We start from the raw sequence: 24,307 nt of genomic DNA, 5'->3' as shown, positions 1-24,307 counted from the left end.
CTTTTGGAGCAGTTTCTCCACCGTTGCCGCCCAGAACAGGGGTTTCGAACCGGGCCCTTGTGTCGTAAGTCCTTGTAAAGCGCCTTTCAGACACACCAGCGGGGATGTTTCATGAATGTCGATCTGATCATCAATGCATTTGTCACGATCATCGTGATGTTCGACCCGCCTGGCCTGGCCGCGATCTTTCTCGGCCTCACCACAGGCATGACGCGCAGCCAGCGCCTGCAGGTGGCCCTGCGTGGCACGGTAACCGCTGCGGGCATTCTCGCCGTCTTCGCCATAGCCGGCGCCAGTCTCTTGAGCCTGCTGGGGATTTCGCTCGGCGCCTTCCGAATTGCCGGCGGCATACTGCTGTTCTGGATCGCATTCGAAATGATTTTCGAAAAGCGCCATGAACGCCAGGAAAAGAGCGCCGAGAGAGCGATCACCAAGGACCACATTTCCAATGTCGCCGTGTTTCCGCTGGCCATTCCGCTGATTGCCGGTCCCGGAGCCATTTCCGCCGTCATCCTGCTCGCCGGCTCGTTCTACGCGCCTGTCGAGCGCGCCGGGTTGATCGGCGTTATCATTGCGGCCTCGCTGGTGCTGTTTGCATTCCTGGTGATCGCCGACCGCATCGACCAGTTCCTCGGTGACACGGGCCGGACCATCCTGACCCGGCTGCTCGGCGTCATTCTGGCGGCGCTCTCGGTGCAGTTCGTCGTCGACGGCATCAAGCAGGCGTTTATCGCAGTCTGACGGAGAGGCTGGTGGAACCAGAGCAATTCCATAGCTTTGAGGCAGAGCTCTGGCTTTACAGTTCTGCCAAGGCGTCCTGGTACTTCCTCACGGTGCCGCCGGAAATCTCGCACGAGATCCGCTTTTTCGCCGGAAAGACCAATGGATTTGGCTCGATCAGGGTCAGGGCCCGCATAGGTGAAAGCCGCTGGGCCACGTCGCTGTTTCCTGACAAGAAATCGGGCTGCTACTTTCTGCCGGTAAAGGCCTCGGTCCGAAAGGCTGAAGGCATCAGCACCGGTGACCGGGTCGAGATTGAGCTCGCGACCGGCATCTAGGTCGTCGCTGGATGGCCTTCGGTCAGCTGCAGAAGATCCCACAGATTGCCGTAGATATCCCGGAACACAGCCACCGTGCCGTAGTCTTCGGTCTTGGGTTCCCGGATGAAGGTCACGCCTTCTGCGATCAGGTGGTTGTAATCGCGCCAGAAATCATCGGTGTTGAGGAACATGAACACGCGCCCGCCGGTCTGGTTGCCGACAAACGGCTCCTGCTCCGGCTTTGACGCACGCGCCAGCACAATCGAAGATCCCTGCCCGCCCTTGGGCCGCACCACGACCCAGCGCTTGTCCTGTTCGGGCTGGTAGGTGTCTTCCAGCAGATCAAAACCGAGCACGCCGCAATAGAAGGAGATGGCCTCGTCGTAATCACGCACGACCAGCGCAACGTGGGTGATGGATTGGCGCAATCCGGCCTCCTGTGCCCCTCGGGGGCTGTCTGGTCAAAAACAAACGACGCCGGGATCGTCCCGCCGGCCGCCTAAAATGCCCCAGCTTTAATCCTGGGGGTTGTCCTCAAACCATTTCACGATCGACGGCATGAACTGCTCGAAGCCGCCGGGCATGAACATGTTGAGCAAGCCCACCTCTGCATCGCTCCGGTTTTCGAAATCATGCATGATGCCTGCGGGAATACGCAGGAAACTTCCCTTTGTCAGCGTCCGCCACTCGTCGCCGACGAGGAAACAGGCCGTGCCTTCCAGCACGTAGAAGATCTCCTCGTTGGCTTCGTGCAGGTGGGCGCCCGGACCGGTGCAGTGTGGCTCCAGCCACCACTCCGATATCGCGTAGCGGTCGCCGCTTTCACCATGGTCGGCCTTGAAGACCGCACGCATGCGGCCCATCGCGTAGGCACGGCCATCACCGGGACCAAGTTCCAGCACATCTTTGTCGGTCACCATGTGCCTGGTCTCCCATGGCTACGGGCCGGATATCGGAAGCGGTGCCGAACCGTCACGGCGCGGTGCCTCAGAACGGAATGTCGTCGTCGAGATCGCGGGACGATCCGCCACCGCCACCGCCGCCAAAGCCACCGCTGGAACCACCACGGTCACCGCCGGATGACGATCCGCCGCCAAAATCACCGCCGCCGCCATAGTCGCCGCCACGGCTGACGCCACCGCCACCGCCGCCGCCTTCATTGCGGCCGTCGAGCATGGTCAGGTTGCCGTTGAAGCCCTGCAGCACCACTTCGGTCGAATACTTGTCCTGGCCCGACTGATCGGTCCATTTGCGGGTCTGCAGCGCACCCTCGATATAAACCTTCGAGCCCTTCTTGAGATAGCTTTCCGCGATCTTGCACAGACCTTCATTGAAGATCACAACCCGGTGCCATTCGGTCTTTTCACGCCGCTCGCCCGAATTCTTGTCGCGCCAGCTTTCCGATGTCGCAATCGACAGATTGGCGATCGGCCGACCATCCTGGGTCCGCTTGATATCCGGGTCTGCGCCCAGATTTCCAATGAGAATGACCTTGTTGACGCTGCCCGCCATGATGTTTCACCTTCCAACACTTCAGGCGGCCTCGCGCCGCCCCGTCCAAATCGATTTGCACCTTACAGGATCAGCCTTCCGCCCGTCATCCGGGTGGAGACAATCCACAGGCCTTTTTTGTTCTTTCTTTGTTCTAGTATTCGTGTCAGTTTCTGTCAAGAGATTCGGTTTTCACACAAGCAACCACCCCTGCGGTGTCTCGACATTGCCGGTTAGGTGCTTATGTATGGATCTGGTCTGTCCCGGAACCATATAAGAAGTCCGGTGTTCCTCAGGGGCAGCGTATTTTTGCGGGATGCGATCAGATGCCTCAATCGGGGAAATCGAACCTGCGAGGCTAACAGGTAATTGAGCGATCCAGGCGCCTTTTCGAGAGCGCACCGGACACTCCACGGCAAATCGGCGGCGTCATGACTGAACTCAAATCGATCACCATTCGCGGAGCCCGCGAGCACAATCTCAAAAACGTTGATCTCGATCTGCCGCGTAACAGCCTCATCGTGATGACAGGGCTTTCGGGATCCGGCAAATCCTCGCTGGCATTCGACACCATCTATGCAGAGGGCCAGCGCCGCTATGTCGAAAGCCTTTCGGCTTACGCGCGGCAGTTCCTCGAGATGATGCAAAAGCCCGATGTCGACCAGATCGACGGCTTGTCGCCGGCGATTTCCATCGAGCAGAAAACCACCAGCCGCAACCCGCGCTCCACCGTCGGCACGGTCACCGAAATCTACGATTACATGCGGCTTTTGTTTGCCCGCGTCGGCGTGCCCTATTCGCCCGCCACCGGCCTGCCGATCGAAAGCCAGACCGTCAGCCAGATGGTCGACCGCGTGCTGGAGCTCGAAGAAGGCACGCGGCTTTACATTCTTGCGCCGGTGGTGCGGGGCCGCAAGGGCGAGTACCGCAAGGAACTGGCCGAGTTCATGAAGAAGGGCTACCAGCGGGTCAAGATCGACGGTCAGTATTACGAGATCGCCGATGCGCCGACGCTTGACAAGAAATACAAGCACGACATCGACATCGTCGTTGACCGCATCGTGGTGCGCCCCGACATCGCCGCCCGGCTGGCCGACAGCATGGAGACCTGCCTGCGGCTGGCAGATGGTTTGGCGATCGCCGAATTCGCCGACAAACCGCTGCCGGATGCCGAAACCTCGGCCGGCGGCTCGGCCAACAAGTCGCTGAACGAAACCCATGAACGCGTGCTGTTCTCGGAAAAGTTCGCCTGCCCGGTTTCCGGCTTCACCATCTCCGAGATCGAGCCGCGGCTGTTTTCGTTCAACAACCCGCACGGCGCCTGCCCGACCTGCGATGGTCTCGGCACCCAGAAGAAGATCGATGAGGCGCTGATCATCCCCGAGCCGAACCTGACCTTGCGCGGCGGCGCAGTTGCGCCCTGGGCCAAGTCAAGTTCGCCCTATTACACCCAGACGCTCGAGGCGCTGGGCAAGCATTTCGGCTTCAAGCTCGGCGACCGCTGGGACGAACTGCCGGTCAAGGGCCAGAACGCCATCCTGCGCGGCACCGAGGAGAAGATCGCCTTCAAATATGATGACGGCCTGCGCTCCTACACAACGTCCAAGAACTTTGAAGGCATCATTCCCAATCTCGAGCGGCGCTGGAAGGAAACCGACAGCGCCTGGGCGCGCGAGGAAATCGAGCGCTACATGTCGAACGCGCCCTGCCCGGCCTGTGACGGCTACCGGCTCAAGCCCGAGGCGCGCGCCGTCAAGATCAATGGCTGCCACATCGGCGAAGTCACCGAGCTGTCAATCCGTGTTGCCGGCGAATGGTTCAACGACCTGCCGGAGCATCTCAATGAGCAGCAGAACCATATCGCTGTGCGCATCCTCAAGGAGATCCGCGACCGGCTGACATTCCTCAACGATGTCGGGCTCGACTATCTGACGCTGTCGCGCAATTCCGGCTCCTTGTCGGGTGGCGAAAGCCAGCGCATCCGGCTGGCCTCGCAGATCGGCTCCGGCCTGACCGGCGTGCTCTACGTGCTCGACGAGCCCTCGATCGGCCTGCACCAGCGCGACAATGCGCGTTTGCTTGAAACGCTGAAGCACCTGCGCGACATCGGCAACACCGTGATCGTCGTCGAGCATGACGAGGACGCGATCCTGACCGCCGACTACGTGGTCGATATCGGCCCCTATGCCGGCATCCATGGCGGCGAGATCATTGCTAAAGGATCGCCCGCCGACATCATGGCAAATCCGCGCTCGATCACCGGCAAATATCTCTCCGGCGAGCTCGAAGTGCTGGTCCCGACCGAACGCAGAAAGCCCAAGAAAAAGAAGGAACTGCGGGTCGTCGGTGCGCGTGGAAACAACCTTAAGAACGTGTCCGCCTCGATCCCGCTTGGCGTCTTCACCGCGGTGACCGGCGTCTCGGGCGGCGGCAAGTCGACCTTCCTGATCGAGACGCTCTACAAGGCGGCTGCCCGCCGGGTGATGGGCGCGCGCGAAAACCCGGCCGATCATGATCGGATTGATGGTTTCGAGCACATCGACAAGGTGATCGACATCGACCAGTCGCCGATTGGCCGGACGCCTCGCTCCAACCCAGCCACCTATACCGGCGCCTTCACGCCGATCCGCGACTGGTTTGCCAACCTGCCCGAAGCCAAGGCGCGCGGTTATCAGCCGGGTCGCTTCTCCTTCAACGTCAAGGGCGGCCGCTGCGAAGCCTGCCAGGGCGATGGCGTCATCAAGATCGAGATGCACTTCCTGCCCGATGTCTACGTCACCTGCGACGTCTGCCACGGCAAGCGCTACAACCGCGAGACGCTGGACGTCACCTTCAAGCAGAAGTCGATCGCCGACGTGCTCGACATGACGGTGGAGGAAGGCGTCGAGTTCTTCGCAGCCGTTCCTGCCGTGCGCGACAAGCTGCAGGCACTGCAGGGCGTGGGGCTGGGCTATATCAAGGTCGGCCAGCAGGCGAACACGCTCTCGGGCGGCGAGGCCCAGCGCGTCAAGCTCGCAAAGGAGCTGTCCAAGCGCTCGACGGGGCGCACGCTCTACATTCTCGACGAACCGACGACGGGTCTGCATTTCCACGATGTCGCCAAGCTCTTGGAAGTGCTGCACGAACTGGTCGATCAGGGCAATTCTGTCGTTGTCATCGAGCACAATCTCGAAGTCATCAAGACCGCCGACTGGGTCATCGATCTGGGCCCCGAAGGCGGCGACGGCGGCGGCGAGATCGTCGCCGAGGGCACGCCCGAAGATATCGTCAAGGTGGAGCGCAGCTACACAGGTCAATTCCTGAAGGACCTGCTGGAGCGACGCCCGGGAAGACGGGTTGAAGCGGCGGAGTAGGGTTTTATCGGGAACCGAAGCGGTGTTCGGCGGTTCTACTCTCATGATTTTACGTCTGACATTCCTTCTCGCACTGATGCTGATGCCGGCCGCGGCATCGGCTCAGACCGTCGACAACATACAGGCCTTGCGTGAGCGAAGCCTTGCCCTGGTGAATGAAGAACGCCGCGCCGAAGGGCTAAAACGCCTCGAACTTGAGGATGATTTGAACGAAGCTGCGCTGGCCCATGCGGAAGATATGCTGGATCGTAATTACTTTGCCCACACATCGCCCGAAGGCGGAACGGTGCTCGACCGCTATATGAAGGCCGGCGGCGACCAGGGCCGCGTCGTTCGGGAAAACCTTTCCAGCTGCAAGGGATGCCTCAGCCAGCCAAACATCGCGGATATCGAGCAGATGCACGAAGGCTGGATGAACAGTCCCGGTCACCGCGCCAACATCCTCGCGGAGGGACTGACCAACTTCGGCTTCGCTGTTGTCCACAACAGCGATGGCAACCGGTACGGGGTGCAGACATTTGCAGGACCCGGCACGCCGCGCGGCGAGCTCCCGGAAGGGTCAGTCCAGACGATCGGGCCGGAGGCGCAAATGCAGCTGGCAGCCGAAATCATCAATGCCCTGCGTTCAGATGCTAATGCGGCAAGTGCGGACAACCGCTTGCGCCGACATGTCGAGGGAAAGCTGCCTTCCGGCAATCTCGCCGATGACAGTCTCTCCAAAATCAGCTTGTTGAATGATCTGCCAGCGGACTTCCCCTGGCTCAACTATCAGGTCCTTTCCGGACAATGCGGTGGCTGCGGTGAGAACCCCACGAATTCCGATGTCTATTTCTTCCTCAACAGTTGGAGCGACAGCGGCCGACCCCGCGCAATTCTGAAGGACACATCGCTGACGAACATCGGTTTTGCCATCGTGGCGGACGGTCAGGGCCGCAAGTTGGCCGTCCTTCTGCTGGCAGGGGAATAAAACGGATTTCGAAACCGCCAATGCCGGAATCGGGTTGCGTTCCAGCCCATTTCTATGGAGTCGTTACCCGCGCATGCTGATCACAGTTACTGTTGAAATGAATCTCGAAAATTAGCTTCAAGTGAGGACCGCAGTTCGATGACCACATCCGGAACAATCCGCACCGGCATAGGCGGCTGGGTGTTTGATGCCTGGAACGAGAGTTTCTATCCGCCAAAGCTGCCCAAGACCAGGCAGCTGCAGCATGCCGGCAGCCAGTTGCGGGCGATCGAGGTCAACGGCACCTATTATGGCAGCCAGAAGCCCGCGACATTTGCCAAATGGGCTGCTGATGTGCCGGACGGATTTGTGTTTTCGCTGAAGGCCAGCCGCTACTGCACAAACCGCAAGGTGCTGGCCGAAGCAGAGCCGTCGATCACCAAGTTCCTGACGCAAGGAATCACCGAGCTCGGCGACCGGCTCGGCCCGATCCTCTGGCAGTTCATGCCAACCAAGAAGTTCGAACCGGATGATTTCGCTGCCTTTCTGGCGCTGCTTCCAGGTAAACAGGACGGCATTGCGCTTCGGCATGTTGTCGAGGCGCGGCATGAGAGTTTTTGCACGCCTGATTTCATCGAGCTGTTGGCAAAGCACAATGTGGCGGCGGTCTGCGCCGATCATGAGACATACCCGATGGTCGCCGATGTGACCTCGGACTTTGTCTACGCCCGCCTGCAGCGCGGCTCGGATGATGTTCCGACCTGCTATCCGCCTGAAGATATTGATCTTTGGTCCAACCGGCTGCAGACCTATGCGGAAGGCTCCGCACCAGCCGACCTGACACTGATCGCCCCTGACCGGACTGTCGACAATCGCCCGCGCGACATCTTTGCCTTCTTCATCACCGGCGGCAAGGTCAACGCCCCTGCAGGAGCAATGGCGCTGCAACAGAAGGTCTGAAAACCTTTCAGGACGAAGCGTTGTTCCGCTCCGCCCTGATTGATCAATCAACCTTGAACTACTGCGTCTGTTTCGGCAGGAACACCGTCAACAGCCCGAGGAACGGCAAGAACGCACAGACCTCGTAAACATAGACGATGCCCTTTGCATCGGCGACCAGCCCCAGAACCGCAGCTGCGATGCCGCCCATGCCGAAGGCGAAGCCGAAGAACAGTCCTGCAATCAGCCCCACCCGACCCGGCACCATCTCCTGGGCGAAGACAACAATGGCAGGGAACGCTGAAGCGAGCACCATTCCGATAATGACAGTCAGGACCGCGGTCCAGAACAAGTCGGCATAGGGCAGCATCAGAGTGAACGGCAGCACGCCCAGGATCGACACCCAGATCACGGCCTTGGCGCCGATGCGGTCGCCGATCGGTCCACCGGCAATGGTGCCCACGGCAGCCGCTCCGAGAAACAGGAACAACAGCAGCTGCGCGTCCTGGACCGAGACATTAAACCGCTCGATGACGTAGAAGGTGTAGTAGCTGGTGAAACTCGCCATATAGATGTTCTTGGTGAAGACCAGAAGTGCCAGAACAACAAGCGTGAAAATCACCCGGTTGCGGGTGTGATTGAGCATGGTCGAGAACGCCGGCCGGCCTGCGGCAGCGCGGCGGTAGTTGCCATACCAGCGGCTGACCCAGGTCAGGATCACCATGCCGGCAAGCGCTGCCAGGCAGAACCAGGCAACACTGCTCTGCCCGCCCGGCACCACGATGAAGGCCGCAAGCAAGGGACCGGCGGCTGTGCCGAAATTGCCGCCGAGCTGGAAAACCGATTGCGCCGTGCCATGCTTCCCGCCTGATGCCAGCCGGGCAATTCGCGAGGATTCCGGATGGAACACGGCGGATCCCAGACCCACCAGTGCAGCAGCAGCAAGCAGCAGCATATACTGGCCAGCCACTGCCAGCAGAAGCAGACCCAGAAAGGTGAAACCCATGCCAAATGGCAGCGCGTAGCCCACCGGACGCTTGTCTGTGTAGGCGCCGATGAGCGGCTGCAGCAGCGAGGCGGTGAACTGGAAGGTGAAGGTCAACAACCCGATCTGGCCGAAGGTCAGCGCATAATTTGTCTTCAGCATCGGATAGATGGCTGAAAGCATGGATTGCATCGTGTCATTGAGAAAGTGACACAGGCTGAGCGCCAGTACGACCGAGAAGGCAGCCGATGTCGCTGCGGAATTTGGGGTGGTCGCAGCCGGGCCGGACCCCGCATCGAGGTTCATATCTGCCGGGCTGATCTTGTCGGTCCTCGCGTCCATCACTGGTTCCTTGCAGGCTGTATGTGCGGCATTTCACCGCTTCGTGAGCGCATTGATACAATGCTTGCCCGCAGCCCGCTTTCGTGGTTTGGTCTATTTCTTACGCGAATGGGCCACCATGATTGAAACCACGCCGCCATTTCAGTCTTCCTATCACCAGATCGAAACCGCCCAGCAGCGCGCTCTGCGCCATGCTGCCATTGACGCCGACGGTGAACCGGCGGTGGCCTTCTCCCATAGTTACGAGACCAACCAGCATATTGCCGAGCACCAACACGCCCGCGCCCAACTGCTGCATCTCTCGAGCGGGGTGCTTTCGGTGACAACCGGCACCGGCCGCTGGATCATGCCCCGCGACCACGCGCTTTGGATTCCGGCGGGCGTGCGCCACGCAGTCGACACGGTCGGCCGCGTCGATATGCACTCGGTCTATGTCCTGCCGGGAGCCATCTCGGGACTACCAAACCAGCTTCAGGTCAGCGGGATCACGCCGCTGATGCGCAGTCTTATCGACGAAGCGGTTCAGCTGCGCACAAACCCCGGCAGTGAGCGGGCCAAATACATCCTCGGCGCCATGCTGCACGAAATTCCGCAACTGCCCCAACGCCCCCTCGGGCTGGCATTCCCCGCCAATCGGCGACTGGCGCAATTGTGCCGGGAGTTTGTGGCGACACCGTCTGCCCACCTGGAGATCGACCATTGGGCTGATGCGGCAGGCATGAGCCGGCGCAGTTTCACCAGAGCGTTTCGTCGCGAGACCGGGTTGAGCCTTTCGAGCTGGCGCCAGCAGGCCTGTTTGATGACGGCCCTGCCGCGCCTTTCCGCGGGCGAGCCAGTCACAGCGGTGGCGCTGGATCTCGGCTACGACAGCGTGCCCGCTTTCACCTCGATGTTTTCCCGCGTCATGGGAGCGCCGCCAAAGGCCTACCTCAGAAACCAGAAGGCCGCCTGAGCCACCCGCGCCATAGCCGTTGTGATGTGTAATCTTACCGGCAGGAGCCACTAAAAGTAGATTTATCTGCGATAACAACCATGAGTAAGCAAATTGTGACATTTGTGAAAATGCGATAGTCTGATTCGTATTCCCGTCAGCCCAAGCGATCGTGGATAGTGTGCTTGTCAGAAGCACCTGTCGGCGCGCTAGGGGTCTGGCCTCTTTGTACAAGTCCAGGTGTTTCATGTCCGGAATGGTCGTCTTCATCAATCTTGCCGGCGCCGTCGCTCTGCTGCTCTGGGCGACACGCATGGTCAGAACCGGCATTGAACGGGCTTACGGCAACCAGCTGCGTGACAAGCTGCGGCTGGCGATCGGCAACCGGGTGACCGCCGCCATTGCCGGCTTCTTCTTTGCCATCGCCTTGCAAAGTGCCACCGCGGTAGCGTTGATCGTCGCAGGCTTTGTCGCCAGCGGCTACGTGTCGACCGCAATCGGCATTGCCACCTTGCTGGGCGCGGATCTGGGTTCGGCACTTGTCGTGCGCATTCTGCGCCAAGACTTGTCCTTGCTCGTCCCCATTCTGTTGCTCGCCGGCACCATTGCCTTCAGGGCAAGCGAGTCACGCAACTGGCGACAGATCGGCCGCATTCTCTTCGGTCTCGGCTTGCTGCTGCTCTCGCTGCGGCTGATCGGCGAGGCATCCATCCCGCTCAAGACCAGCGAAATTCTGCCGGTCATCATCAATTACCTGTCGAGGGACTGGATCACCGCCTTTGTGCTGGCTGCACTGCTGGCCTGGGCTTTTCATTCCAGTGTTGCGGCGGTTCTGCTGCTTGCCTCGCTGGCCGACCGGGCGCTGATACCGCCGGTGCTGATCATTCCGCTGGTGCTTGGCATCAATTTCGGCGCGGCCGTGATCGGCGCGGTTCTGACCCGCGGCGAGCGCGTCGATGCGCGGATTGTGCCGCTCGGCAATGTCGCCATTCGCGGTCTTGGCACCCTGCTGGCACTCGCGGCACAGCTGAGCTTCGAGCTCCAGAGCAGCTTCTTCTCGGTCCATCCAGGTGATGCAGTGGTGCTCATCCATCTTGCCATCAACCTTGCCGTGCTGGTCTTCGGCCTGCCGTTCTGCGGTATCGTCGGGCGTCTTCTCCAGACATGGTTGAGGCCGGTTGAGCAGATCGGTGAAACGATGGTGGAAAAGCGCATGTCGGCGCTCAAGCCTGAACATCTGTCCAATCCGCATCAGGCCATTGCCGACGCCACAAGGGAAGTTCTCACCGTCTGCGAACGGATCGAACTGATGCTGACCTGGATTTTCGATGTGTTCGACACACCGGACAAGCAGAAGATCGTCCGGATCGAGGAGCTGGACGACGAGATCGACGAGACCCATCGCGAGATCAAGTTCTATCTGGCAAAGATCTCCCAGAGCACGCTGGACGACAAATCGGCAGACCTTCTGCAGGATCTTCTCGGGGCGACCATCAAGCTTGAGCAGGCCGCAGACATCATCGCGCAGAACATGGTGACGCGTGCCCGCAAGAAGCACGCCCGCAACATCGCCTTTTCAACGGAAGGCTGGCACGAGCTCAAGGATCTGCACCAGGAAGTGATGCGCAATGCCCGCCTTGCCTTCAACCTCTTCGTCAACCGCGATGTCGAGCACGCAAGGGAGCTGGTGGCACAGAAGGAAGTGGTGCGAACCATGGTCCGCAACAGCGAAGAGAGCCACATGCAGCGGCTTCGCGACGGCAACGACAACAGCTATGACAGCAGTTCGATCCACATCGACACGATGCGCGATCTGAAAGAGATCAACTCGCTGTTTGCATCTATTGCCTATCCGGTTCTGGCGAGCGCCGGCATGCTGCGCAAGAGCCGCCTGCTGTAGACGCCGGGGGCGCCGGGCTTAAGCGTCCACTCTCACGGTGGAGTGATATGGTCCCGCAGATCTTCCGCAGTCATTCCCCTGCCCGCGCGGTTGGCCGCTTCGCTGTGGAGCGCCACACCGGCGCACGCGGCCTCGAATGCCGGCATGCCCTGGGCCAGAAGCCCGCCGATGACGCCCGACAGCACATCGCCTGATCCTGCGGTGGCAAGCCGCGCCGGTGCATCCGCATTGACCGCCACCCGCCCATCCGGCGCGGCAATCACCGTGTCGGCGCCCTTGTAGACCAGCACGGCACTGGTCGCGCGGGCCGCAGCCCTGGCGCGGTCGATCTTGGACAGAGCGCTGTCATCAGCAAGACCCGCAAACAGTCTGCGAAACTCGCCGTTGTGCGGGGTCATGACCAGATGCGGTTCGCCCTCAAACAGATCCGCCAATTTGCCGGCATCCGACGCATAGGCGGTCAGCCCATCCGCATCGAGCACCACCGGACGTCCGGTTGCCGCAAGCTTTTCGGTATAGGCGCGCGCCTTTTCGAGATCGCCGAAGCCCGGGCCGAGCACAAACGCCGACAGCCGCTTGTCCGAAAGCCAATCCTCGAGGTCTATCTCATCGCGGATCGCGCGCTGCATGATTGCGGTCAGATGCGTGGCTTGCAGCATCACTGCGCTCGGGGCTGTCGCCATCGTCACCAGTCCGGCGCCGCTCCTGAGCCCCGCCATGGCCGAGAGCCGTGCGGCACCCGACGAAATCAGCGGTCCCGAAAAAACGCCGAGGTGACCGCGGCCATATTTGTGCTGGGACATTTTGCTGGTCGGAAGGTCCGCACTGTAAAGCCCGGCATGATTTCTCCAGACGGGATCGTTACTGCCAATCAGCCGGGCCGGGATGCCGATATCACACAGATGGATTTCACCGCAGAGCGCCCTGCCCGGCATCAACAGATGCCCCGGTTTGAGAGCGGCGAAAGTTACCGTGTGGCGGGCAGAGAAGCAGGCTCCGGTCGGTTCACCGGTTCGTCCCGAGAGCCCGGACGGCAGATCGACTGCAATCAACGGTGTCTTCGCTTCCCCGGCGCGTTCGATCACTTTAGCAACATCCGCACCGACCGGCCTGTCGATCCCCGCACCAAACAGCGCGTCGACGATGACGTCGCCCTCACGTGGCTGCCAGTCTTCAAGCGGATGCAGCAATCCCGGATACGCCGCCCGCGCTTTCGCTGCGTCACCACCGGCCTTCGGCTCATACCCGAAGCGCACGCAATCGACCCCGCTCTCGGCCAGCAATTTTGCCGCCATATGGCCGTCGCCGCCATTGTTGCCCGGGCCGCACAGCACGACCGCGCGTTGAGCAGATGGATAGTGGGAAAGGAAAACAGCGGCGACATGGGAACCTGCCGCCTGCATCAGTCCAAAGCTGTCGATGCCGCTGTCAGCCGCAGCCCTGTCGATCTTGCCCATCTCATCGGGCGATACCAGAAGCGTCTCGTTTGTTGCCATCAGCGTTCGTTGCATGGCCTTGGCAGAGCGGTCAAGATGGCGAGCTGCCTGCACTCTCGATCCGATCAAGATCAGCATTCTTGATTATAATATGTGCATACTGCCTTCATTAAGTGCAGTTGCTGGCGCACAAAAAATCAGCACAGCGTTTGTGAGATTTTGGGCATCTGCCGCAAAATGTGCAAAAAATCAGATTCCGCATGCTGGACACGGCAAATCGAGCCCAGTTTTCCCCGGAATTTCGCGGTGAATTGAATATTCTCGTGGGAAAGTCGATATTTTTTCGCAAAGTGGCACGGTGTGTGCTTTGATAAACGCGAGTGGGTATGTGGCGTCAGCCTTTCTGCCCGCTTTCACAGGACAGAGCGGAGAATTGGTTCTCATGAAAAAGATCGAAGCGATCATCAAGCCCTTCAAGCTTGATGAAGTGAAGGAAGCTCTTCAGGAAGTCGGCCTGCAGGGGATTACTGTCACCGAGGCCAAGGGCTTCGGTCGCCAGAAGGGCCACACCGAACTCTATCGCGGCGCGGAATATGTCGTTGATTTTCTTCCGAAGGTGAAAGTCGAAATCGTCCTGGCGGACGAAACGGCCGAAGCTGCGATAGACGCTATTCGCAATGCAGCCCAGACCGGGCGCATCGGCGACGGCAAGATCTTCGTTTCAAACGTCGAGGAAGTCATCCGCATCCGTACCGGTGAGACCGGCAACGACGCCATCTGACCACTGTGCGCGGCGGCTGCCGCGCGCTTATCGTCATTTACTAACAGGGAATATCTAACATGACGACTGCTACCGAAATCCTCAAGCAAATCAAGGACAACGACGTCAAGTTTGTTGATCTGCGCTTCACCGACCCGAAGGGCAAGATGCAGCATGTAACCATGGACGTCTCCTGCGTCGACGAAGACCTGTTCGCTGATGGCGTCATGTTCGACGGCTCCTCGATTCAGGGCTGGAAGGCAATCAATGAATCCGACATGGTTCTGATGCCGGACACTTCGACCGTTCACATGGATCCGTTCTTTGCGCAGTCGACCATGGTGATTTTCTGCGACATTCTCGATCCGATCACAGGCGAAGCCTACAACCGCGATCCGCGCACGACTGCCAAGAAGGCTGAAGCCTATCTGCAGGCCTCCGGCCTCGGCGACACCGTCTACATCGGTCCAGAGCCTGAATTCTTCATCTTCGACGACGTCAAGTACAAGGCCGACCCTTATAACACAGGCTTCAAGCTCGACTCGTCCGAACTGCCGTCCAACGACGACACAGACTATGAAACCGGCAACATGGGTCACCGTCCGCGCGTCAAGGGCGGCTACTTCCCGGTTCCCCCGGTCGACAGCTGCCAGGACATGCGTTCGGAAATGCTCACCGTTCTCGCCGAAATGGGCCTGGTCGTTGAAAAGCATCACCACGAAGTGGCATCGGCCCAGCACGAATTGTGCATGGTCTTCGATACATTGACCCGCATGGCCGACAAGACCCAGATCTACAAGTATGGCGTCCACCAGGTTGCCCACGCTTACGGCAAGACCGCAACCTTCATGCCGAAGCCGGTCTTTGGCGACAACGGCTCGGGCATGCACGTGCATCAGTCGATCTGGAAGGGCGGCAAGCCGACCTTCGCTGGCGACGAATACGCAGGTCTGTCTGAAAACTGCCTGTTCTACATCGGCGGCATCATCAAGCACGCCAAGGCCATCAACGCCTTCTCGAACCCGTCGACCAACTCCTACAAGCGTCTGGTTCCGGGCTACGAAGCTCCGGTGCTGCTGGCTTACTCGGCTCGCAACCGTTCGGCCTCTTGCCGCATTCCATTCGGCTCGTCGCCGAAGTCCAAGCGCGTTGAAGTCCGCTTCGGCGATCCGACGGCAAACCCGTACCTGTGTTTCGCTGCCATGCTGATGGCCGGTATCGACGGCATCAAGAACAAGATCCATCCTGGCAAGGCCATGGACAAGGATCTCTATGACCTGCCGCCGAAGGAACTCAAGAAGATCCCGACCGTTTCAGGTTCGCTGCGCGAAGCGCTCGAAAGCCTCGACAAGGATCGCAAGTTCCTCACCGCCGGCGGCGTGTTCGACGACGACCAGATCGATGCCTTCATCGAGCTGAAGATGGTGGAAGTCATGCGTTACGAAATGACCCCGCACCCTGTCGAATTCGACATGTACTACTCGGCCTGATTGGCCGAAGCCGGGCCGCCAAGGCGGCCCGGTTCTTTTATCAAAAAGCCTGCGAAACCAATCTCGTCTCGCAGGCTTTTTATTAGACATTACTTATGATTGCGATCAGTTCTTCAGGCGCTGCTTGAGAAGATTGAGGTACTCCTCGTTGCTGTCTGCGGGCGCCGCTTCAACAGCCTTGGTGCATGTCGGCGCGTAGTCGAGCGCCATCCCTGCCTTGACGCAGGACCCCACCTGCCAGCCCGGCGGCAGCGCTGTCAGATCAACCGATTTCCATTTCGGATGGCCGTTCTCGCGCAGCTTATCCATGCCGTTAATAACAAGGCTCGAGAAATCAGAGACGGACGCGCAGCTCTCGCGATGATAGGCATTTTTCTTCGGATCATAGTCATAGGTCATCAGCACAGCCTTGACCGCCACGAGATCGACAGGGTCTTTCTGAAAGCCATAGGTCCCGGCAGGAACGCTGGTCTTGGTATAGGTTGCGAGCAACGGCGTTTCGGTGATCGGCAACAGATGGAATTTCTCAGGGTCGATATCGGCCTTGGCAAACAGTGAAGCCGGAGCGCCTGCGACGTAGAAAAAGGCATCGATCTCGCCAGCCTGGAGCTGTGGCAGCGCCTGATCCGGATTGAGCGGCAGCCGCTCCGCGGCCTTTACCTGCAGGATGTCGAGGATCAGCGAGGCTGTCAGAAACGTACCACTGTCCTTGACGCCGACAGCGACTTTCTTTCCCTCGAGATCCTTGATCCCGGATATGCCGGTGCGCGCCAGAACGTGCACTTCCTCGTTATAGAGCGGGAACATGATCCGCACGCCGCGAACCGCATCCTGGACTTCAGCATCGTTGGCCTCGTAGGTCTTGAGATACTCGAGCACATCGCTCTGCACGATACCGAACTGGGTATTGCGTCGCTGCCGAACGCCAACGAAGTTCTCCAGAGATCCTGCACTTTCCACCACATTCAAGGTGAGCCCGCACTGGGCGCCAAGCGCCGCCATATCCTGGCCGATGCGGATATAGGTGCCCGTCGGCCCGCCGGTCATGATGTTGTGCTCGAACTCCGCCGACTGGCTCACGCTTGCGAAAAGCAGCGATGCGCCGGCCGCGATCAACAAGCCTCGAACAATAATGGAAATGGATCTCAAAGACGTTCTCCTCATGTCAGCAACCGCTGTTCAGATCGCGGATCAGATCACGCAATGTCAGGATCGGTATCCGATCGAACACGGATTCAAGTGCGGTCGTCACGCATTCGCCTGCAACGAGCTGTTCGGTCAATGTCCGGCGGTTTGCATCAGACAATGTTTCAAGGCCCGGCGCGGCACGCAAGGCTGTTGCCACCGCGTCCCGATTGCGCGGCGAGACCGAAGCTTCTGTTTGTGAACTGGAATTGTTTGCCGGTTCGCTCTGCTGGCTATCGGTCACAGCGGGCGGAACTTGCACCTCAGGCGGTTTGGATTTTGCGGCCTCAACTGTCGCCAACGCCTCTTGCGAGGCTTTCAGCTGTTGCTGGGCTTCCACGAGCCGGGCCTGCAGGTCCGCAATCGTGCCAGCATCCGTCTCAGCTGCATCGGAGGCCGCTTTGATTCGGGCTTTCAGATTGGTCTGATCCGCCAGCATCATCATGGTTTTCCGCTGCAACCCATCCCGTTCGGCAGTCAGTTGCGGCAGGACGTCGGCCTGCAGACGTGCAAGTTCAGTTTCCAGGCGTTCCCTGGCGGCGGTGGCGGTCTCCGCAAGAGCGTGCCGTTCGGCCTCGAGCGCTTTCAAACTCTCGTTCAGGGTTTGATTTTCCACAGCCAAGCCATCGCGCTCGCGGATCATCGCATCCAGAGCCGCGGTATCGCCCGCAGAGGTCTGTGCAGTGCTTGTGCTTTGTGCCAGCCTTTGCGTCATGGCATCGAGGTCGCCTGCCATCCTGGCGACATCCGCCTTCAGCGCTTCGATCTGCGCCGCACTTGCCGATTGAGCCGCGCGCGCTTCGCTCAAAGCGTTCTCAGCAGCAGCGAGTGCGGCTTCCTGTTCAGCGGTTTTCGCGGCGGCGGCGTCGAGTTTTGTGCTGGTGTCCGACTGACTGAAATACGAGGCTGCATAACCGCCCGCAGCTCCGATCGCGAGCGCGAAGACAACCGCAATCACTGTCAGAGCGCCGCTCCCGCGCTTGCCGCCCGGTTGAAAACTGCTATCCCTGCCCCATTGGTTGGCCAAATTTCCGCCTCTTCTATATGGGCTTGCCGCCAGTTGATGCCGGGAGCGGTTTAGGACCCGACCCAGAACGCCGCATCAGCAGCGTGCCATTAACCCGGCTCAAAATCGCGGTCCGTCCGGGCAATGGGTAACGGGAAAAACACGCTCACGCAAGCAAACCCGAAATCTCAAACAGCGACTAGACCTTCGCAACCTGTCCAAACATATCTGGTTTCTTGATCCGGTTTCTGCAAGGCGGCCAGGGATCAAGGTTTTCGCTGCATACAGAAAACCGGGGCGTGTCATCCACACCCCGGTTCTGTATCTGCAGTGTCTGGCTGAAGAGCCGGAGCCTACTTCTTGGCCTGGCTGCCGATGAAGTCACGCACGATGCGCACGATGCCGCGGCCGAGGACGGTGTCGAGTGCCGTGATGAACTCGTCGACATGCTGAATCCCGCAAATCAATGGTGGCTCAAGCCGGATGACGTTGCGATTGTACTCGGTGAAAGCCACCAGCACATTGTGGTCGCGCAACAGCTCCGCCCCGACAAAGCCGGACAGCGAGCCCTTGAGCTTGTCGTCGAGCAACGCGACCATCGGCCTCAGCAGCGCCGGCAGGGTCTGGCTGAAATCCTGGAACTCGAGCCCGACCATGAAGCCGCTGCCGCGGACATCCTTGATGATCTGCGGGTACTTTGCCTTGAGTCCGTTGAGACGCTCGATCAGGTAGCCACCGACCCGTTCGGCATTGCCGATCAGATCCTCGTCATACATGACATTGAGACCCTCGATGGCCGTGACACAGGCCTCGCCGATGCCGCCAAAGGTGGCCTGGGCGTGGATCATCGCGGTCTTGGGCGTGCCATAGGCCTTCATGTAGACCTTGCGCGACGCAATCATCGCGGCCATGGCGCACTTGCCGGCGCCCAGCGATTTGGCCAGCGCCGTGACATCAGGCACCACACCAGCCTTCTCGAAGGCGAAGAAGTGACCCGAACGGCCCATGCCGCACTGAACCTCGTCGGCGATCCACAACACACCATGCTTGTCGCAGAGCGCGCGCAACTCCTGCCAGAACTCGATCGGTGCTTCGATAATGCCGCCACCGCCCTGGATGGTCTCGAGCACGATCACCCCGATCTCGGGATCGGCTTCAAAGGCAGCCCGGATCGCATCGATGTCGCCGAAGGGCACCTTGATGGTGTTGCCGGTAAGCTGGAATTCGCCACGGTAGAGTTCAGAGTCGGTGAGCGACAACACACCCTTGGTCTTGCCGTGAAACGAATTCTCGGCATAGACGATCTTGGGACGCTTTGGTCCGGCGGCGCGTTCAGCCACCTTGATCGCGGCTTCCATGGCTTCCGAGCCGGAAGAGCCGAGGAACACCATGTCGAGATCACCCGGTGCGATTGCGGCAAGGTTCTTGGCCAGCGCCGAGGCATACTGGCTCATGAAGGCAATGGCGATTTCATGCCGGTCTTCGTCCTGAAACTGCTTGCGCGCCTCGATGATGCGCGGGTGGTTGTGCCCCAGCGCCAGCGATCCGAAACCGCCGAAGAAATCAAGGATCTTGCGGCCGGTCTGATCGGTGTAATACATGCCCGAGGCTGTTTCGATCTTGACCTTGTGGAAGCCCAGAAGCTTCATGAAATGCAGCTGACCGGGATTGATGTGATCCTTGAACAGTTCAGTCATCTCAGCGACCGACATCGACTTTGCATCCGAAACCGTCAGCAAATCCGGGCGCTTTCCGCGGCTGTCGGCTGAGCGCGAAGCAGGAGCGGTGTCAGACAACGGCGGTGCATCGACGGTAACGCGGTTGGGTGTATCAAGCATTATGTGGGCTCCCTCGGAACGATTCATTCGGCCGGTGCGACCTGGGCTGCAGCGGAGGATCCGTTGCGTGCCTTGGCCGCGTGATATTCGTCGTAGGCGGCGATCAGCATGTCTTCATCACGGTACTGAGGCACCCAACCAAGCTGGCGCTCACCCTTGGAGACATCAAGAACACAGTTCTCGTCTGCGATAAGGTACTGTTCCGGATCCATGATCGGCATGTTCATCAGGTCGAACAGATCGAGCGTCCGCTTGACCGCCCAGCCTGGCGTCGGGATCAGGAACGATTTGGACCCTGCGTGCTTGACCAGATCACCCAGGAGCCTGCGCACCGGCGGTGGATTGATTGAGCCAAGATTGTAGGCCTCGTTCGGCACACCGGCCTTCCAGGCCAGACGCGCGGCTTCCGCGCAATCGAAGACAGAAATGAACTGGTAGGGGTTCCTGCCCGATCCGATCATCGGAACAGGCAGATTGGCGTCGACCAGCTTGAACAGCTTCTCAAGGATGCCCAGACGACCAGGACCGATGATCAGGCGAGGACGGAACAGCGAGATCGACATGCCACGGGTCCGCCATTCAGCTGCCAGCACCTCGGTATCGAGTTTGGACTGCCCGTACTCGCCCAGTGGCGAAACAGGATGGTCCTCGGTCATCGGAAAGGTGACAGTGTGGCCATAGATCATGTCGGTGGTGAAATGCACAAGCTTGCTGGCACCCGCCTTGTCCATCGCCTCGATGATGTTCTTTGTCCCGTCATAATTGACCGGATAGAAGAAATCATGACGCTTGGCGCGAACCTGCAGCGGCGAAAGCATCTTGGCAGACAGGTTGTAGACCATGTCGTCAGCTGCGATCGGCACAGCGGCGACCATGTCAGGCTTGGTCACATCGCACTTGACGATTGTCGCGTCGCGATAGAAAGCCTTGTTGTCATTGACGATATCAGCGACCACCACTTCTTCGCCGTCGGCAAGAAGTTTCTGGGCAAGATGGCGACCAACAAAGCCGTCGCCTCCGAAAAGAATGTGTTTCATCGCGAAATCTCACTAGCTGCTACAGTGGTGTTTGAAAGCTGCGCGGTCTCATGCGTCTCGGTTGCCTGACCGTCACGGCCGGATTGGGCGATAAGAACCGTTCCCACGCAGATGAAGGCAATGCCGGCAATCCGCCAGCTGTTGAGGTCTTCCTTGAACAGGACAAAAGCAAAGATCGCCACCGCCACATAAGCCAGGCTCAGAAACGGATAGGCAAACGACAGTTCAACCTTGGAGAGCACATACAAGTGCGAGGCCATCGAGATGGCAAAGGTCGCCAGTCCGGCGAAAACCCAGGGGTTGAACACAATCTGGAAGATGCGGGCAATCATGGTATCAGCGGTAAACGACAGAGGTCCCAGCGATATCATGCCTTGCTTGAGCATCAGCTGCGCTGCAGCATTGGTCAGCACGGTAAAAAGAATGAAGACGATATATTTCATGTCCCGCTCCGGTTTCGCATGAGACGGGTTCTAGCGGTATTTCACCAACATCCAGTTCACCGGCGCGGTCAATTTTTCGTAAAATTGCAAGCATTCCCGAAATGAAACGTTTCGAAAGTCAAGCCAGGCCGCAAGCTAGCGGCTCAGGAGAAACTCTAGCGTCTGCTTCCAGTCGGTCATGCGGATCGGCGTGCCATGCGAGCCAGTGTCAAACAGCACGAACTTCGCCGGATAGCCTTTGGCGGTGCGCTGGACGCTATCAAAGACAGATTTCTGGTCTTGCCAGTCATAGACCGTATCGAGACTGCCATGGGCAAAGACGATGGGGGTTTTCGCTTTCACGGCCACACTTTTCGCAATCCCCATATCAGGTGCTCCCCCGAGCAACACCATGCCGGCCAGCCGCGGCACCACCGCCGGATCATTGGCCAGCTTAGAGCAGATGATCGCGCCCATCGAGGCGCAGGCCAGCACCACCGGTGCCCTGCCCGCCAGAACCAGTTCCCTGATGTCTTTCGCCCCGTCGTCGTCAAAACTCTTCACAGTCGGCGACAGATAGGCACCGCCATTGAGCCATGCGAGGTTTTTCACCCGGTTGAAATTGCCTCCAAACGTATAGTCATTCATCCCGAGGCGCTGATCCCCGCCCCGGCCATGAACGAAAATGACCGCAAACCGTGCACTGGCATAATCACCGGTCACACCGGTCTCGACCGACCTGCCATTGGCCTCGTGCACGGCTGCGCGGCTATGCTTGTTGACACCAAGAGACACATAATTCGAGCGGACTTGCCGCTCCAGCACCACGTCGCGGCGGTGGATGTCACGCATCTTGTCGTAATTGACCACCATGAACGAGCCATCCGGCGTGGTCGACAGTATGCCCGGATAGGCAAACAGCCGGTCCTTGTGGCCCTTGAGCTCCAGGGCATGGGCTGGGGCGCCAGTGCTGAGCGCTATCAACAGGACAAGGAATATCGCGCCTTGCACGGCAAGAACGCCGCGCAAAACAACAAACCAAATGCTACATAGTCGATTGAAAGAACGGATTCTGGCACACTCCGGCTGATTCGTTTTCCCAATCTACATCAGGCATCACGGCGATATGGACGATTCCAACGATCTATTTTCCACAACTGGCACACCTGCGGCAACATCTGCGCCAAAATCGGAAAACACCACGGCGAAACAACCGGCCCCTGCCGCAGCGAAACCGCCGCGCGCAGCCGCGTCCAAGCCGGGTGCACCAGCCAGTGGTGATGATTATGATGCCTCGACCATCGAGGTGCTTGAAGGTCTCGAGCCGGTTCGGCGCAGGCCGGGCATGTATATTGGCGGCACAGACGAACGCGCCCTGCACCATTTGTTTGCCGAAGTCATCGACAACTCGATGGACGAGGCTGTTGCAGGACACGCCAACTTCATCGAAGTCGAGCTCGACGCCGAGGGCTATCTCTCGGTCATGGACAATGGCCGCGGCATTCCTGTCGAGAACCACCCGAAATTTCCGGGCAAATCCACGCTCGAAGTGATCATGACGGTGCTGCATGCGGGCGGCAAGTTCGACAGCAAGGTCTATGAAACCTCGGGCGGCCTGCACGGCGTCGGCGTCTCGGTGGTCAATGCGTTGTCCGACGATCTTGTTGTCGAGATCGCGCGCAACAAGAAGCTCTACCGGCAGCGCTTTTCACGCGGCATTCCCCAAGGCGGCCTCGAAGAACTCGGCGATGTTCACAACCGGCGTGGCACAAAGGTCCGGTTTCACCCCGATCCGGATATTTTCGGCCCCGGCGCACGCTTTGATCCGGGCCGGCTGTTCCGGATGGCGCGCTCCAAGGCCTATCTGTTTGGCGGTGTCGAGATCCGCTGGGTCTGTGCGCCTTCGCTGGTCGAGGGCACCGATACGCCGGAAAAGGCGGTGCTTCACTTCCCGGGCGGCCTCAAGGACTACCTCGAAGCCTCACTAGGCAAGGAACACCGGGTCAACCGGGATATCTTTGCCGGCAAGACCGAGAAGTCCGGCGGTCACGGTTCGATGGAATGGGCGATCACCTGGTATGGCGGCGATTCGTCAATCAATTCCTATTGCAACACGATCCCGACCCCCGAGGGCGGCACCCATGAAGCTGGCCTCCGCATTGCGCTGACCAAGGGCCTGAAAGCCTATGCCGAACTCACCGGCAACAAGCGTGCGGCCGCCATCACCACCGACGATGTGATGATTTCGTCCATAGGCATGCTGTCCGTCTTTATCCGCGAACCCGAATTTGTCGGCCAGACCAAGGACAAGCTCGCAACCGTGGAGGCCCAGAGGATTGTCGAGAACGCCTTGCGCGATCCGTTTGACCATTTCCTGGCCGATTCCCCGGGTGAAGCCGACAAGCTGCTCGAATGGGTCATCGACCGCGCTGACGAACGGGTCCGGCGCCGCAAGGAAAAGGAAGTCAACCGCAAGACCGCCGTGAGGAAACTGCGGCTTCCGGGAAAACTGTCCGATTGCAGCCAGACCACGGCCGCCGGAGCTGAACTGTTCATCGTCGAGGGCGATTCCGCTGGCGGTTCCGCAAAACAGGCACGCAACCGCGCCAATCAGGCCATCTTGCCGTTGCGCGGCAAGATCCTCAATGTGGCGAGCGCCGGGCGCGAGAAACTTGGCGCCAACCAGCAGATCGCCGATCTCGTGCAGGCGTTGGGCTGCGGCACCCGATCCAAGTACCGCGAAGAGGAACTTCGCTACGAACGCATCATCATCATGACCGATGCTGACGTCGATGGCGCCCATATCGCGTCACTGCTGATCACCTTCTTCTATCAAGAAATGCCTGAACTGATCCGCGAGGGTCATCTCTACCTTGCCGTCCCGCCGCTCTATAAACTCACCCAAGGGGCAAAATCGCTTTATGCCCGCGACGACGCACACAGGGTGGAGCTGCTGGAAACGGAATTCACCGGCCGCGGCAAGGTTGAGATCAACCGGTTCAAGGGACTTGGCGAAATGATGGCTTCCCAGCTCAAGGAGACCACCATGGACCCGGCCAAGCGCACCCTTTTGAAGGTCGCTGTCGATGCGACCGATCCGGAATCAACCCAGGAAACGGTCGACAATCTGATGGGAACCAAAGCGGACGCCCGTTTCCGGTTTATCCAGGAACACGCAGCTTTCGCAGACAATCTCGATATCTGAC

General features: G+C 59.5%; 21 protein-coding genes. 10 read left to right on the top strand and 11 right to left on the bottom strand.

From position 1 onward, the window contains the following. The first annotated feature begins 111 nt into the window (after positions 1 to 111). Together WNZ14_RS13645 and WNZ14_RS13640 are read left to right on the top strand one after the other, a co-directional pair. Positions 112 to 741 carry a MarC family protein gene (locus tag WNZ14_RS13645; protein WP_342869190.1) on the top strand — a complete coding sequence of 210 codons (630 nt, stop codon included), beginning with the start codon at positions 112 to 114 and terminating at the stop codon, positions 739 to 741. A gap of 11 nt (positions 742 to 752) precedes the next feature. After that, positions 753 to 1,058, top strand: a complete 306-nt coding sequence (locus WNZ14_RS13640; RefSeq protein WP_342869189.1) for a DUF1905 domain-containing protein — start codon at positions 753 to 755, stop codon at positions 1,056 to 1,058. Here WNZ14_RS13640 and WNZ14_RS13635 read toward each other — a convergent pair. From WNZ14_RS13635 to WNZ14_RS13625, 3 genes are all read right to left on the bottom strand, one after another. Further along, complete coding sequence (locus WNZ14_RS13635) at positions 1,055 to 1,468, bottom strand: VOC family protein (RefSeq protein WP_342869188.1); 414 nt, start codon at positions 1,466 to 1,468, stop codon at positions 1,055 to 1,057. The two genes, WNZ14_RS13640 and WNZ14_RS13635, sit on opposite strands and share 4 nt — an antisense overlap. Before the next feature lie 87 nt (positions 1,469 to 1,555). Further along, a complete protein-coding gene (locus tag WNZ14_RS13630) occupies positions 1,556 to 1,960 on the bottom strand; it encodes a cupin domain-containing protein (protein ID WP_342869187.1) in 405 nt (134 codons plus the stop codon). Positions 1,961 to 2,027: 67 nt separating this feature from the next. Beyond that, positions 2,028 to 2,552: a single-stranded DNA-binding protein gene (locus tag WNZ14_RS13625; protein ID WP_342869186.1), complete on the bottom strand. Its 525-nt coding sequence runs from the start codon at positions 2,550 to 2,552 to the stop codon at positions 2,028 to 2,030. Between the two features lie 410 nt (positions 2,553 to 2,962). On the opposite strand from WNZ14_RS13625, the gene uvrA reads away from it, so the two are divergent. From uvrA to WNZ14_RS13610, 3 genes are all read left to right on the top strand, one after another. Continuing rightward, positions 2,963 to 5,884 carry an excinuclease ABC subunit UvrA gene (uvrA, locus tag WNZ14_RS13620; protein WP_342869185.1) on the top strand — a complete coding sequence of 974 codons (2,922 nt, stop codon included), beginning with the start codon at positions 2,963 to 2,965 and terminating at the stop codon, positions 5,882 to 5,884. A 43-nt stretch (positions 5,885 to 5,927) separates the two neighbouring features. Further along, positions 5,928 to 6,851, top strand: a complete 924-nt coding sequence (locus WNZ14_RS13615) for a CAP domain-containing protein (RefSeq protein WP_342869184.1) — start codon at positions 5,928 to 5,930, stop codon at positions 6,849 to 6,851. 138 nt (positions 6,852 to 6,989) lie between these two features. Then, entirely contained in the window at positions 6,990 to 7,790 is an 801-nt protein-coding gene (locus WNZ14_RS13610) for a DUF72 domain-containing protein (protein ID WP_342869183.1), read from the top strand. A gap of 58 nt (positions 7,791 to 7,848) precedes the next feature. Here WNZ14_RS13610 and WNZ14_RS13605 read toward each other — a convergent pair whose 3' ends face one another. Continuing rightward, on the bottom strand, positions 7,849 to 9,060 hold the full coding sequence (locus tag WNZ14_RS13605) for an MFS transporter (RefSeq protein ID WP_342870233.1): 1,212 nt from the start codon (positions 9,058 to 9,060) through the stop codon (positions 7,849 to 7,851). Positions 9,061 to 9,214: 154 nt separating this feature from the next. On the opposite strand from WNZ14_RS13605, the gene WNZ14_RS13600 reads away from it, so the two are divergent. After that, entirely contained in the window at positions 9,215 to 10,048 is an 834-nt protein-coding gene (locus tag WNZ14_RS13600) for a helix-turn-helix transcriptional regulator (protein ID WP_342869182.1), read from the top strand. Positions 10,049 to 10,274: 226 nt separating this feature from the next. Beyond that, positions 10,275 to 11,927 carry a Na/Pi cotransporter family protein gene (locus WNZ14_RS13595; RefSeq protein ID WP_342869181.1) on the top strand — a complete coding sequence of 551 codons (1,653 nt, stop codon included), beginning with the start codon at positions 10,275 to 10,277 and terminating at the stop codon, positions 11,925 to 11,927. A gap of 32 nt (positions 11,928 to 11,959) precedes the next feature. Here WNZ14_RS13595 and WNZ14_RS13590 read toward each other — a convergent pair whose 3' ends face one another. Continuing rightward, positions 11,960 to 13,423 carry an NAD(P)H-hydrate dehydratase gene (locus tag WNZ14_RS13590; RefSeq protein ID WP_342870232.1) on the bottom strand — a complete coding sequence of 488 codons (1,464 nt, stop codon included), beginning with the start codon at positions 13,421 to 13,423 and terminating at the stop codon, positions 11,960 to 11,962. A 382-nt stretch (positions 13,424 to 13,805) separates the two neighbouring features. Here WNZ14_RS13590 and WNZ14_RS13585 point away from each other — a divergent pair, with 382 nt between their 5' ends. Next, the gene (locus WNZ14_RS13585) at positions 13,806 to 14,144 is read left to right on the top strand and encodes a P-II family nitrogen regulator (RefSeq protein ID WP_047029994.1); all 339 of its coding nucleotides are present in this window, start codon (positions 13,806 to 13,808) and stop codon (positions 14,142 to 14,144) included. Positions 14,145 to 14,203: 59 nt separating this feature from the next. After that, positions 14,204 to 15,613 (top strand): type I glutamate--ammonia ligase, encoded by a 1,410-nt coding sequence (glnA, locus tag WNZ14_RS13580; protein ID WP_342869180.1) that lies wholly within the window; start codon positions 14,204 to 14,206, stop codon positions 15,611 to 15,613. Positions 15,614 to 15,718: 105 nt separating this feature from the next. Here glnA and WNZ14_RS13575 read toward each other — a convergent pair whose 3' ends face one another. From WNZ14_RS13575 to WNZ14_RS13550, 6 genes are all read right to left on the bottom strand, one after another. Next, positions 15,719 to 16,762 carry a TAXI family TRAP transporter solute-binding subunit gene (locus tag WNZ14_RS13575; RefSeq protein ID WP_342869179.1) on the bottom strand — a complete coding sequence of 348 codons (1,044 nt, stop codon included), beginning with the start codon at positions 16,760 to 16,762 and terminating at the stop codon, positions 15,719 to 15,721. 16 nt (positions 16,763 to 16,778) lie between these two features. Further along, a complete protein-coding gene (locus WNZ14_RS13570; protein ID WP_342869178.1) occupies positions 16,779 to 17,825 on the bottom strand; it encodes a hypothetical protein in 1,047 nt (348 codons plus the stop codon). 332 nt (positions 17,826 to 18,157) lie between these two features. Beyond that, the gene (locus WNZ14_RS13565) at positions 18,158 to 19,642 is read right to left on the bottom strand and encodes an aspartate aminotransferase family protein (protein ID WP_342869177.1); all 1,485 of its coding nucleotides are present in this window, start codon (positions 19,640 to 19,642) and stop codon (positions 18,158 to 18,160) included. A 23-nt stretch (positions 19,643 to 19,665) separates the two neighbouring features. Next, positions 19,666 to 20,679, bottom strand: coding sequence for an NAD(P)-dependent oxidoreductase (locus WNZ14_RS13560; protein WP_342869176.1), 1,014 nt, complete (start codon positions 20,677 to 20,679; stop codon positions 19,666 to 19,668). Further along, positions 20,676 to 21,122 carry a transporter gene (locus WNZ14_RS13555; protein ID WP_342869175.1) on the bottom strand — a complete coding sequence of 149 codons (447 nt, stop codon included), beginning with the start codon at positions 21,120 to 21,122 and terminating at the stop codon, positions 20,676 to 20,678. Before WNZ14_RS13555 ends, WNZ14_RS13560 begins: the two co-directional genes overlap by 4 nt. A gap of 135 nt (positions 21,123 to 21,257) precedes the next feature. Further along, positions 21,258 to 22,112: an alpha/beta hydrolase gene (locus tag WNZ14_RS13550; RefSeq protein ID WP_342869174.1), complete on the bottom strand. Its 855-nt coding sequence runs from the start codon at positions 22,110 to 22,112 to the stop codon at positions 21,258 to 21,260. A gap of 115 nt (positions 22,113 to 22,227) precedes the next feature. Here WNZ14_RS13550 and parE point away from each other — a divergent pair, with 115 nt between their 5' ends. Further along, positions 22,228 to 24,306, top strand: a complete 2,079-nt coding sequence (gene parE / locus WNZ14_RS13545) for a DNA topoisomerase IV subunit B (protein WP_342869173.1) — start codon at positions 22,228 to 22,230, stop codon at positions 24,304 to 24,306. Position 24,307 lies beyond the last annotated feature (1 nt).

The sequence above is a fragment of the Hoeflea sp. AS60 genome, assembly GCF_038900115.1.
Taxonomy (GTDB): domain Bacteria; phylum Pseudomonadota; class Alphaproteobacteria; order Rhizobiales; family Rhizobiaceae; genus Hoeflea.
The sequence above is the reverse complement of the archived record's forward strand: the minus strand, read 5'-3'. Positions and strand labels throughout refer to the sequence as shown.

Bases quoted from the DNA above. Each gene is read 5' to 3' on its own strand.
- WNZ14_RS13645 (WP_342869190.1), top strand. From the start codon at position 112: ATGAATGTCGATCTGATCATCAATGCATTTGTCACGATCATCGTGATG.
- WNZ14_RS13630 (WP_342869187.1), bottom strand. From the start codon at position 1,960: ATGGTGACCGACAAAGATGTGCTGGAACTTGGTCCCGGTGATGGCCGT.
- WNZ14_RS13625 (WP_342869186.1), bottom strand. From the start codon at position 2,552: ATGGCGGGCAGCGTCAACAAGGTCATTCTCATTGGAAATCTGGGCGCA.
- uvrA (WP_342869185.1), top strand. From the start codon at position 2,963: ATGACTGAACTCAAATCGATCACCATTCGCGGAGCCCGCGAGCACAAT.
- WNZ14_RS13615 (WP_342869184.1), top strand. From the start codon at position 5,928: ATGATTTTACGTCTGACATTCCTTCTCGCACTGATGCTGATGCCGGCC.
- WNZ14_RS13610 (WP_342869183.1), top strand. From the start codon at position 6,990: ATGACCACATCCGGAACAATCCGCACCGGCATAGGCGGCTGGGTGTTT.
- WNZ14_RS13605 (WP_342870233.1), bottom strand. From the start codon at position 9,060: ATGAACCTCGATGCGGGGTCCGGCCCGGCTGCGACCACCCCAAATTCC.
- WNZ14_RS13600 (WP_342869182.1), top strand. From the start codon at position 9,215: ATGATTGAAACCACGCCGCCATTTCAGTCTTCCTATCACCAGATCGAA.
- WNZ14_RS13595 (WP_342869181.1), top strand. From the start codon at position 10,275: ATGTCCGGAATGGTCGTCTTCATCAATCTTGCCGGCGCCGTCGCTCTG.
- WNZ14_RS13590 (WP_342870232.1), bottom strand. From the start codon at position 13,423: ATGGCAACAAACGAGACGCTTCTGGTATCGCCCGATGAGATGGGCAAG.
- WNZ14_RS13585 (WP_047029994.1), top strand. From the start codon at position 13,806: ATGAAAAAGATCGAAGCGATCATCAAGCCCTTCAAGCTTGATGAAGTG.
- glnA (WP_342869180.1), top strand. From the start codon at position 14,204: ATGACGACTGCTACCGAAATCCTCAAGCAAATCAAGGACAACGACGTC.
- WNZ14_RS13565 (WP_342869177.1), bottom strand. From the start codon at position 19,642: ATGCTTGATACACCCAACCGCGTTACCGTCGATGCACCGCCGTTGTCT.
- WNZ14_RS13560 (WP_342869176.1), bottom strand. From the start codon at position 20,679: ATGAAACACATTCTTTTCGGAGGCGACGGCTTTGTTGGTCGCCATCTT.
- WNZ14_RS13555 (WP_342869175.1), bottom strand. From the start codon at position 21,122: ATGAAATATATCGTCTTCATTCTTTTTACCGTGCTGACCAATGCTGCA.
- parE (WP_342869173.1), top strand. From the start codon at position 22,228: ATGGACGATTCCAACGATCTATTTTCCACAACTGGCACACCTGCGGCA.